This window comes from Virgibacillus ndiopensis, from assembly GCF_900187325.1.
In the GTDB taxonomy this organism is placed as follows: domain Bacteria; phylum Bacillota; class Bacilli; order Bacillales; family Amphibacillaceae; genus Virgibacillus_E; species Virgibacillus_E ndiopensis.
Genome location: NZ_FZMZ01000003.1, coordinates 372451 through 383159 on the forward strand (window position 1 = coordinate 372451; position 10709 = coordinate 383159).

The 10709-nt window shown below is 36.4% G+C and carries 8 protein-coding genes, 1 rRNA gene and 1 pseudogene; 2 read left to right on the plus strand and 8 right to left on the minus strand.

Annotated elements, in window-relative coordinates:
- Positions 1–59: 59 nt before the first annotated feature.
- From CS937_RS02130 to CS937_RS02160, 7 genes are all read right to left on the minus strand, one after another.
- Entirely contained in the window at positions 60–1157 is a 1098-nt protein-coding gene (locus CS937_RS02130; RefSeq protein WP_099156852.1) for a PIN/TRAM domain-containing protein, read from the minus strand.
- A 187-nt stretch (positions 1158–1344) separates the two neighbouring features.
- Complete coding sequence (gene radA, locus CS937_RS02135) at positions 1345–2718, minus strand: DNA repair protein RadA (RefSeq protein ID WP_099156819.1); 1374 nt, start codon at positions 2716–2718, stop codon at positions 1345–1347.
- A 281-nt stretch (positions 2719–2999) separates the two neighbouring features.
- Positions 3000–5426 carry an ATP-dependent protease ATP-binding subunit ClpC gene (clpC, locus tag CS937_RS02140; RefSeq protein ID WP_099156820.1) on the minus strand — a complete coding sequence of 809 codons (2427 nt, stop codon included), beginning with the start codon at positions 5424–5426 and terminating at the stop codon, positions 3000–3002.
- Between the two features lie 16 nt (positions 5427–5442).
- Entirely contained in the window at positions 5443–6507 is a 1065-nt protein-coding gene (gene mcsB, locus CS937_RS02145; RefSeq protein ID WP_099156821.1) for a protein-arginine kinase McsB, read from the minus strand.
- The gene (gene mcsA, locus CS937_RS02150) at positions 6504–7040 is read right to left on the minus strand and encodes a protein-arginine kinase activator protein McsA (RefSeq protein ID WP_099156822.1); all 537 of its coding nucleotides are present in this window, start codon (positions 7038–7040) and stop codon (positions 6504–6506) included. Before mcsA ends, mcsB begins: the two co-directional genes overlap by 4 nt.
- Before the next feature lie 15 nt (positions 7041–7055).
- Positions 7056–7523, minus strand: coding sequence for a CtsR family transcriptional regulator (locus tag CS937_RS02155; protein ID WP_099156823.1), 468 nt, complete (start codon positions 7521–7523; stop codon positions 7056–7058).
- Between the two features lie 253 nt (positions 7524–7776).
- Entirely contained in the window at positions 7777–8475 is a 699-nt protein-coding gene (locus CS937_RS02160; RefSeq protein WP_099156824.1) for an MgtC/SapB family protein, read from the minus strand.
- A 189-nt stretch (positions 8476–8664) separates the two neighbouring features.
- Between CS937_RS02160 and CS937_RS02165 the strand changes: the two genes are divergently transcribed.
- Both CS937_RS02165 and CS937_RS02170 read left to right on the plus strand, forming a co-directional pair.
- Positions 8665–9591, plus strand: a complete 927-nt coding sequence (locus CS937_RS02165) for a hypothetical protein (protein WP_099156825.1) — start codon at positions 8665–8667, stop codon at positions 9589–9591.
- Between the two features lie 50 nt (positions 9592–9641).
- A pseudogene (locus tag CS937_RS02170) lies at positions 9642–10190 on the plus strand (NUDIX hydrolase).
- A 201-nt stretch (positions 10191–10391) separates the two neighbouring features.
- Here the strand turns inward: CS937_RS02170 and rrf are convergent.
- Positions 10392–10507 (minus strand): 5S ribosomal RNA (gene rrf, locus CS937_RS02175).
- Between the last annotated feature and the right edge of the window lie 202 nt (positions 10508–10709).

The window sequence follows — 10709 nt, forward strand, 5'->3', positions numbered from 1 at the left end:
AAAAAGCGATAACATAGCATGTTATCACTTTTCTATATCCCTTATAAGTTATACCTTTTTTACAGTGCTTTTTCAAGTAATTTCGGTTTTGCAAAAATCATTCTACCAGCAGAGGTTTGTAAAACACTAGTAATAAGTACTTCTATCGTTTTGCCAATATAATCTCTGCCTTCCTCAACAACGATCATGGTGCCGTCATCTAAATAAGCGATACCTTGATTTTGTTCTTTACCATCCTTAATTACTTGCACCATTAATTCTTCTCCTGGCAAAACAACCGGTTTTACTGCATTTGCCAAATCGTTAATATTTAACACGTGAACACCTTGGAGATCACAAACTTTATTCAAATTAAAGTCATTTGTTACGACAATACCATTGATGACTTTTGCTAGTTTAATTAGCTTACTATCTACCTCTTGTATTTCCTCAAAATCACCTTCATAAATCTCAACCTTTACTGGTAATTCCTTTTGAATACGATTAAGTACATCTAAGCCTCGACGCCCTCTGTTTCGTTTTAAAGCGTCTGACGAATCGGCAATATGCTGTAATTCTCCTAGAACAAATTGCGGAATAACAATAGTTCCTTCTAAAAAACTTGTTTGACAAATGTCAGCTATACGTCCATCAATAATAACACTTGTATCTAGTATCTTGGCTTTTGGCTGAATTTGATCTGTTGCTTCCCCATCAAAAACACGTTTTTTATCGCGTTCTTTCCGGTTAAAGTTTAGTAAGTTTGTTAATTCATCCCTACGTCTAAAACCAACCTGGAAACCGAAATACCCTAATAATATTGTTAAAAATAGCGGTAAGACTTGTGAAACTAAATCAATTTTAATATCTGTTAATGGGATATTGATTAAAAATGCGATAACAAGACCAACGATTAATCCTAAACTACCAAAGAACAAATCTCCTACAGGGGCTTTGATAAGGGCATCTTCACACCATTTTAGAAACCCAACAATATAATCCGCAACCAAATAAGAGAATAAAAATAATATAATTGCACCTACTACTAGACCTAAATATGGGGATGCAATCCAATTTGAATCGGTAAAATCTAACAATTTAACTATATCCGGTATATACAAATACCCAATGGTACCTCCTGTAATGACAAAAAATAAATGCACAATTTTTTTCAGCACCACTGCTCACCTCCTAGCTTTCAGTATTTCCTATATTTATGAAAAATAATCGTAAAAACGAAATAAAATGCCTACTACATTACGAAAAGAATAGCATAACTGCAAATAACAGTCAATTAGATAAATGTAAAATTTTATCATAACAAAATATACATGTCAATTTAAAAATTACTAGAATTGATAAAATTCACCTCGATAATCCAACCTCTAATGCCTCTTGAACTGTATTTACCCCAACGACTTCAATCGATTTAGGTATGGTCCATCCATCTAAATTTTTCTTCGGACAAATAACACGCTTGAATCCCAGTTTTGCCGCTTCTTGAACACGCTGCTCAATTCGGGAAACACGTCTTATTTCTCCTGTCAATCCAACTTCACCTACAAAAATATCATCCGGCATTGTTGGTTGATCCCGAAAACTAGATGCAATACTAATTGCGATTGCCAGATCAATAGCAGGTTCATCCAGTTTCACTCCACCTGCAACTTTAATATATGCATCTTGATTCTGTAACATTAATCCAACACGTTTTTCCAAAACTGCCATTAATAATGGAACACGACCATTATCAATACCTGTAGCCATTCTCCGGGGATTTCCAAAACTTGATGGCGAAATCAACGCCTGAATTTCTACGAGTACAGGTCTTGTCCCTTCCATCGAGGCAACAACCGTTGATCCTGCAGCACCTTGTGACCGTTCTTCAAGAAATATTTCGGAAGGATTCAATACTTCCCTAAGTCCCGATTCCTTCATTTCAAAGATTCCCATTTCATTTGTACTTCCAAATCGATTTTTAACGCCGCGTAATATACGATACGTATGATGTCTTTCACCTTCAAAATAAAGCACTGCATCTACCATGTGCTCAAGCATACGAGGACCGGCAATGGCACCTTCTTTTGTTACATGCCCAACAATAAAGATTGGAATTCCATTCGTTTTTGCGATCTTCATCAACTCACTCGTACATTCGCGTACTTGTGATACACTTCCAGGTGCACTGGTTACTTCCTCGCGAAAAATTGTTTGAATCGAATCAATTATGACTAAGGATGGTTTAATATCTTCAATTTGATTCGCAATATCATACATGTTCGTTTCTGATAGGACATATAGCAAGTCCGTTTTTATATCAAGTCGGTCGGCACGTAACTTCGTTTGCCGCGTTGATTCCTCTCCAGATATGTAAAGGACAGGCAACTGTTTTTTAGCTAGTTGAGATGATATTTGCAAAAGCAGCGTAGATTTCCCAATCCCTGGGTCCCCACCTATCAACACAAGCGAGCCTGGCACAATTCCTCCACCAAGTACTCGATTAAACTCCTTCATAGAAGTTGTCATACGTGGTTCTTTTTGTGATTCAATTGCCGTTATTTTTTCAGGCTTACTTATCGTTCTTCCATCTCTTCCTAGCCCTTGTCTATTTTTCATACTAGATGCTTCAATTTCTTCTACTAATGTATTCCAATTATTGCAGCCTGGGCATTTGCCCATCCACTTTGCAGATTCATAGCCACATTCTTGGCATACGTACTTAGTCTTACGTTTCGCCAATCCAATCCAATCCTTTCAGCACATCCTATATTATATACGAAATACATAACGTCAAAGTTACAACAATCTATCAATTTTATAAATATTTTTCCATAACTATGCCACAATTCAAATACAGAACAGCCTTGTTGTGGAGATAGATGAGTAAAAGCACAGTACCGCTTAGATGACTCGGTACTCTAATTTATCATGAACGCCCACTTCTTTATAATTTAGAAAAAGCCAGTAGGGTACTTCCTACTGGCTTTTTCGACTATTTAAAACGAAAAAATCTCCATTATCTAGGCCAAAATAATAAATTCACCTTTATTGTTTAGTCCAATTTTTACTTTTTGGCCTTTTGCAATTGTTTCTTTCAACAATTCTTCAGATAGTAAATCTTCTACATTTTTTTGAATAGATCTACGTAATGGTCGTGCCCCATATTCTGGGTCAAAGCCATCCTTCGCAATTTTTTCTAAAGCTTTATCCGTTAATGAGAATTCAATATTCTGCTCTTTTAATCGTCGTTGTAACTGTTGTACCATCAATGCAACAATACTCTTCATATGCTTTTTCTCTAGAGAATGGAACACAATTGTTTCATCAATTCGGTTTAAGAACTCTGGACGGAATGCTTTCTTCAATTCTTCCATAACCTTGGACTTCATGTCGCTATATTCTTGACCTTCTTCGCCAAGGTTAAAACCAACGTATTTGTTACGTTTTAGTTCGCTTGCACCAACATTAGACGTCATAATTAGTACTGTATTACGAAAATCAACGACCCTACCTTTAGAATCTGTTAATCGTCCATCCTCTAATACTTGTAGAAGAATGTTAAATACTTCTGGATGTGCCTTCTCGACCTCATCAAGTAAGACGACTGAATATGGCTTCCTACGTACTTTTTCTGTAAGCTGTCCGCCCTCTTCATAGCCTACATATCCAGGAGGTGAACCAACTAAACGAGAAGTGGAATGTTTCTCCATGTATTCGGACATATCAATACGGATTATTGCATCCTCGTCTTCAAACATTGCCTCAGCTAGTGCTCTTGCTAATTCTGTTTTCCCAACGCCTGTAGGTCCTAAGAAAATAAATGAACCAATTGGTCGTTTTGGATCTTTTAGACCTGCACGAGCACGACGAATGGCTTTTGATACTGCCTTCACCGCTTCACCTTGACCAATCACACGACTGTGTAAAACTTCTTCCATATTTAACAAGCGTTCCGTTTCATCCTTCGTCAATTTGGAAACCGGTACACCGGTCCAAGTTGAAACGACATTAGCAATATCTTCAATGGTAACTTCGGAATTTTCTTGTCCTTGCTTCTCTTTCCATTGGTTTTTCGTTTTTTCCAATTCTTCACGTAACCGTTGTTCAGAATCACGTAATGAAGCAGCTTTTTCAAATTCCTGGCTTTGTACCGCTGCATCCTTTTCCTTCCGCACCTCTTCTAACTTTTGTTCTAATTCTTTTAAATTAGGTGGAACCGTATATGAACGTAATCGTACCTTTGATCCTGCTTCATCAATCAAATCAATTGCTTTATCTGGTAAAAATCGATCTGTTATATAACGGTCTGACAAATTAGCTGCAGCATCAACTGCTTCATCAGTAATCGTTACACGGTGATGCGCTTCATATCGATCACGAAGTCCTTTTAAAATTTGAATTGTTTCTTCAAGAGTAGGTTCATCTACTTGAATCGGCTGGAACCTTCGTTCTAATGCCGCATCTTTTTCAATATATTTACGATATTCATCTAAAGTAGTAGCACCAATACACTGTAGTTCGCCGCGAGCAAGTGACGGTTTTAAAATATTCGATGCATCAATTGCACCTTCTGCTCCACCAGCACCAATTAATGTATGAAGCTCATCAATGAATAGAATAATATTGCCTGCTTGACGAATTTCCTCCATAACCTTTTTAAGACGGTCTTCAAATTCACCCCGGTATTTTGTTCCAGCAACAACCGTGCCCATATCTAATGTCATTACTCGTTTGTCACGTAATGTTTCCGGAACTTCATTGTTGACAATTTGTTGAGCAAGCCCTTCAGCAACAGCCGTTTTACCAACACCAGGCTCCCCAATTAATACAGGATTATTTTTTGTTCGGCGACTAAGTACTTGAATAACACGTTCAATTTCTTTGCTTCGCCCAATAACAGGATCAATATTTCCTTCTTTTGCTATTGTTGTTAAATCTCTTGCTAACGAATCAAGCGTTGGAGTATTTGCGCTTGTAGACTGGTTACGACCTTGACGACCAGATTGGGATTCATTACTACCTAGCAACTGGAGAACTTGTTGTCTAGCTTTATTTAAACTCACTCCTAAATTACTTAAGACACGTGCAGCGACACCTTCTCCTTCACGGATTAAGCCTAATAAAATATGTTCGGTACCAACATAAGAGTGCCCTAATTTCCTCGCCTCATCCTGTGATAATTCCACTACTTTCTTTGCACGTGGTGTATAATGAATTGTTTGCATTGCTTGTTTTCCAACACCAATTAACTGTTCAACTTCCTCTTGAATCTTTTCAACTTCTAACCCTAACGATTGTAACGCTTTAGCAGCGATTCCTTCTCCTTCACGAACAAGACCTAATAAAATATGCTCGGTCCCTATATTGTTATGGCCAAGTCTGACCGCTTCTTCTTGGGATAAAGCTAAAACCTTTTGTGCTCTTTCTGTAAAACGTCCAAACATCATATAGCGTTCCTCCTACCTATTTTTCTAATTGTAATCGTTCGCGTATCAGTGAAGCCCGTAACACATCACGTTCATTTGCGGTTAAGGTTTTCTTTGCATACTGCTGCAGGAAACCTGGTTGTGTAAGAATCATTAGTTCATTAAGTATATGTCTGGATACGTTTTTAATAATACCCAAATCAATTCCTAAACGAACATTCGACAAACATTTAGCTGCTTCGATTGATTCAATTATTCTACTATATTCCAAAACACCATATGAACGATAAATACGATCTTCTAATCGTGTACTCGACTGTTCCACTAATCGAATTCTTGCTTTTCGTTCATGTTCAATTAATTGTTGAACAACACTTTGTAAATCTTCTACGATATCTTCCTCTGATTTTCCTAGGGTAATTTGATTGGATATTTGGAACACATTACCAACCGCTTCACTACCCTCACCATAAATCCCTCGAACAACAAGACCTAATTGGTTGATCGCTGGAATCATTCGATTAAGTTGCCCAGTAATCGCTAGTGCTGGTAAATGCATCATAACCGATGCACGCATCCCAGTACCCACATTCGTTGGGCAGCTAGTTAAGTAGCCTCTTGTTTCATCAAATGCATAATTGACCTTCTCTTCTAGCCAATCATCAAACTCAAAAGCCTTTTTTAATGCTTTATCTAATTGCAATCCAGGAAAATACAGTTGAATTCGTATATGATCCTCTTCGTTTACCATAACAGAGACCTGTTCATTTTCCGAAATGAGCGTTGCTGCAGAATCTGCATGCTTTGCTAAATGTGGACTAATCAAATGTTTTTCAACTAAAACTCGCTTTTCAATCGGTGATAAATCCCTTATAGGAACGAAGGAAAAATCCTGGTAATCCTGAAAAGACTTGTGTTCATACTCCGATTGAAAAAATGACTTTATTTCTTCAAGATCTTCCTGGTTAGCTATAAGCGGAAATGATGCTTCTGCGAAATTACGCGCTAATCGTATCCTGCTGCTTAAAACTATATCACTATCAGGTCCATCCTCACGCATCCATGGACTAATCGCTTCATTCATAAATTGTTGTAAAGTCATTCATTTTCACCCCGCATCTGTTTTTCTAGATCCTTAATTTTATCTCTAACAGTTGCAGCTTCTTCAAATGCTTCATTTTCAATTAAGTGTTTTAATTCTGTTTTCAAGCTTTCCATTTGTTTTTTTGCATGTAAGTCCCCGCCCTTACGTTTAGGAAGCTTCCCATGATGTTTTGTATTACCACTGTGAACACGGCGAAAAATCGGATCAAGTCTGTTAGAAAATGTATGATAGCATGTTGCACATCCAAATTTACCCACTCGTTTAAATTCAGTAAAGGTCATTTCACATTGGGGACATTGCAATTCTTTCGGCGGCATAAATGTGTCACCACTTGTATTCCCAAGCGGAGCGGATTCAAAGTTAAATAGATCCGTTAATAAATTATGAAGGGAATATCCTTCTTCTGGATACGTCATATAGCCCTTTTCCTTTGCACACACCTCGCATACATGAACTTCTTTTTTAGTACCATTCATAACCTGAGTAAAATGTAGTGTGGCTGGTCGCTTTTGGCATTCTTGACATTCCATATTTATTTCCCCCTCCTACTTATTTAAATATTTTAATGTACTTAACATTGCTGTTAAAATACGTGCACGAATTTCATCTCGTACTGGAAGCTGAAAGGCTAACGTATTACGTCCAATCGTACTTGCAATTAGTTTTGCTTCACGCTCAGTGATTAACTGCTCCTCTAAAAGACGCTCTAAAACATCTATAGCTGCTTGCTGTGTTATTTTAGGATTAATCATTTCAATAATTTCATCAATCAATTCGGCTTTATCCTGGTGTTTTATACGAATAATTCGGATGTATCCACCACCGCCCCGTTTACTCTCTACTATATATCCCTTTTCCACAGTAAATCGCGTATTAATCACATAATTAATTTGCGATGGTACACATTGAAACTGATCAGCAATTTCACTTCGTTTAATCTCAATAGCATCTTGGGCGGCTTTTTGAAGTATTTGCTTCAAATGCTGTTCGATTATGTCTGAAATGTTGCTCATATTCCACCCTCCTCCTTTTTATTCGATAAATCAGCTATAATTTCCTTTAAATTGGTTAAGTATTATTTTGACTTTGACTATCTTTGACTTTATTTTTATTATACGACATATTGAAAAAGATGCAAATAGATTGTCTCTACTTATTTTTGACAAAGCAGGTGAAATTGAAACCCAATTTCTTCAACTAGTAAATATAAATAACAATGTTAAAAAATCCCTTACAGACAATTATCTGTAAGGGTCATCATGATAGTTAGCTTCTTTCCGTAATATTTCTTACGTGTTCAATCTTTGATATCTCTTCAAATAGTATAATACGGTCGACTTTTATATCCCTATCAATTTTTATAAAAATATTCCTCAAGTCATTTTCTACTTTAACAATTTCAACCTTTTTAAGGGTTATGTCATATGATTCCAATACGGTAACAATATTATTAATTTTTAAATTCGGTGATGCAACGATTTCAATAATTGTTGATGAACTTCCTTTAGTAAACAGCTTTTCAAAGTTATTTAAAAAAATGAGACTTAATAATATGACCAATGTAGTAAATACTGCTGTCGCATACATACCTGCACCGATAACTAGACCAAGACCAGCAACTGCCCAGATCGAAGCCGCCGTTGTTAATCCGCGAATAGTTCCACCGTAAACCATAATTGTCCCTGCACCAAGAAAACCTATTCCACTAATAACATATGAAGGAATTCGAGTCGGATCAAAACGGACATTATCATACTTATCAATATATGCTTCAAATCCATACAGCGATAATAACATCATTAAACAAGAACCTATCCCTACTAATATATGTGTGCGAAAGCCAGCTGAATGATTTTTCAGCTCCCGTTCGAAACCGATAACACCCGATAGCACTAATGCAATCAGCACACGCACCATAATTAACATAAAGTGATTACCCAATAGTTGGTCAAGATATTCCACCATTTCCCGCACCCTCTCGTCCTTATGTAATTCTCCATTTTACATGAAAAAAGAAAAAATAAATAGCAAAAAAATTAGCCCCATAGCTTACATATATATGATTTTCGTAGAAATTTTATTAGTTGGATAAAGGATTTTATCTATTAATGAAGAACTTAATACATAATAAAGTTATTATTAGGAGCTGATAGATTGAAGTTAACCTCAGAACAATTTACCCTGGCAAAAAATTTTATAAAAACACAAGCCCGGGATCTTGATAAAACATTATTTGAGTTTTACTTTGAATCCGGTGATCAAGAGCAAGTAGCAAAAGCACTGATCAATTTTCAAAATGATGATGGTGGGTTTGGGAATGCTATAGAACCAGATTTCAGGTTACCTTTATCCTCTCCAATAGCTACCACGGTTGGACTACAATATGCAAAAGAAATTAATCTGCATGCAGAACATGTGATTAGTAAACAGGCAATAAACTACTTATTAACTAATTATGATGAAAAGGAACAGAAATGGCATGTAGTACCGGAAGAAGTTAATAAATTTGCCCATGCACCTTGGTGGCACTTTGAGCTAGAGAATAACCGATGTGGTGTAGAGGAAACGTGGGCAAATCCTAGTGCAGAAATTGTAGGTTATCTTAATTACTACAATAGTTTAGTCCCTAAAGATTTTTTAGGATCTTTAAATACGTTAGCACTTGATGAATTAACTAAACTACCAGAACAAATCGAAATGCATGACTTTGCCTGTTATCAGCGATTATTAGAATCTGCACCTACTCCAATTGCAAATGAAATATTAAAACGTCTGGAAAAATCGGTAGCACTAACCAATTTCGACAAAAGTAAATGGAGTGAATATGGTATTACACCATTACAGGTATGCTCTAAACCAGAGTCCCCATTTTATAAATTAGTAGAAGATGGAATAGATGATAACCTGGATTTTGTCATTAATAACTTTACAGAAGAGGGTAGCTGGAAACCAAATTGGTCATGGTTTGGTCAATATGATGAAGAATGGAAATTAGCTGAGTTGGATTGGAAAGGATACATAACTTTAAAAAACCTTCTTTTATTAAAGAGTTTTGATAGAATTGAAGGGGTTACGCCTTAATGAGTTATAAGTGGCTACAATGGGCAAAAAGAATACAATAACTTTCTCAATTGGGACTGGCTTTTTCAAAAGATCAATTTAATATTGAACGATATGTAGAATTACGAAACATCAGTGCAGAAATTATAGCTGAACATACTGAATTAAAAATGGAAAACGTAGTAGATCTTTTTACTAATGAGACTGGCTATCAAACCCCTAAGGTTGATGTTCGGGGGGCCGTGTTTCGAGACAATAAAATTCTAATGGGGTTGATAATAAATGGTCGTTACCTGGGGGATTTTGCGATATTGGTTTATCACCATCTGAAAATAGTATAAAAGAAATCAAAGAGGAGTCTGGATTTAATGTAGTTAATTATTGGCGATACTAGATATGAATCATCATCCACATCCATCACAGCCATATCACTATTATAAACTATTTATTCTTTGTGACATAACTGGTGGTACGGCAAGTGTCGGGATCGAAACAAAAAAATTAACTTTTTCCCAGAGGGGAATCTACCTACCTTATCTTCTGGAAGAAATACAACTTCTCAAATACATATGCTTTTTGAGTTTTTAAGAGAGACTGACAGAGATACTGTTTTTGATTAACTAGACTAATCATTAAACATGGAATAAATAATATTCTATAGAGGAGTAGGAGTTACAGTATTTTGGATTGCTATGAAATTTGCCTGACAAAATGAAAATAAGGGAGTATGTAGAAAATAGTTTCGGTGCGGTGTTCCTGGTTTTTGTAAACTATAAAAAAAAGCTAAGACACACTATAAGTATCTTAGCTTTTTTATCTTTGCCTGGCGGCGTCCTACTCTTGCAGGGGCAAAGCCCCAACTACCATCGGCGCTGGAGAGCTTAACTGCTGTGTTCGGCATGGGAACAGGTGTGTCCTCTCCGCTATTGCTACCAGACATTCACTTAAAAATTAAGGACAAGATATATTATATTCACTTTCACTCAAAAATGCAAGTGGTTTTTTAATTTTGTACCCTAAAAACTAAATAAGAGTTTAACCATCAACGAATCAAAAATATATAGTTAAGTCCTCGATCTATTAGTATCCGTCAGCTCCACGTGTCACCACGCTTCCACCTCGGACCTATCAACCTCATC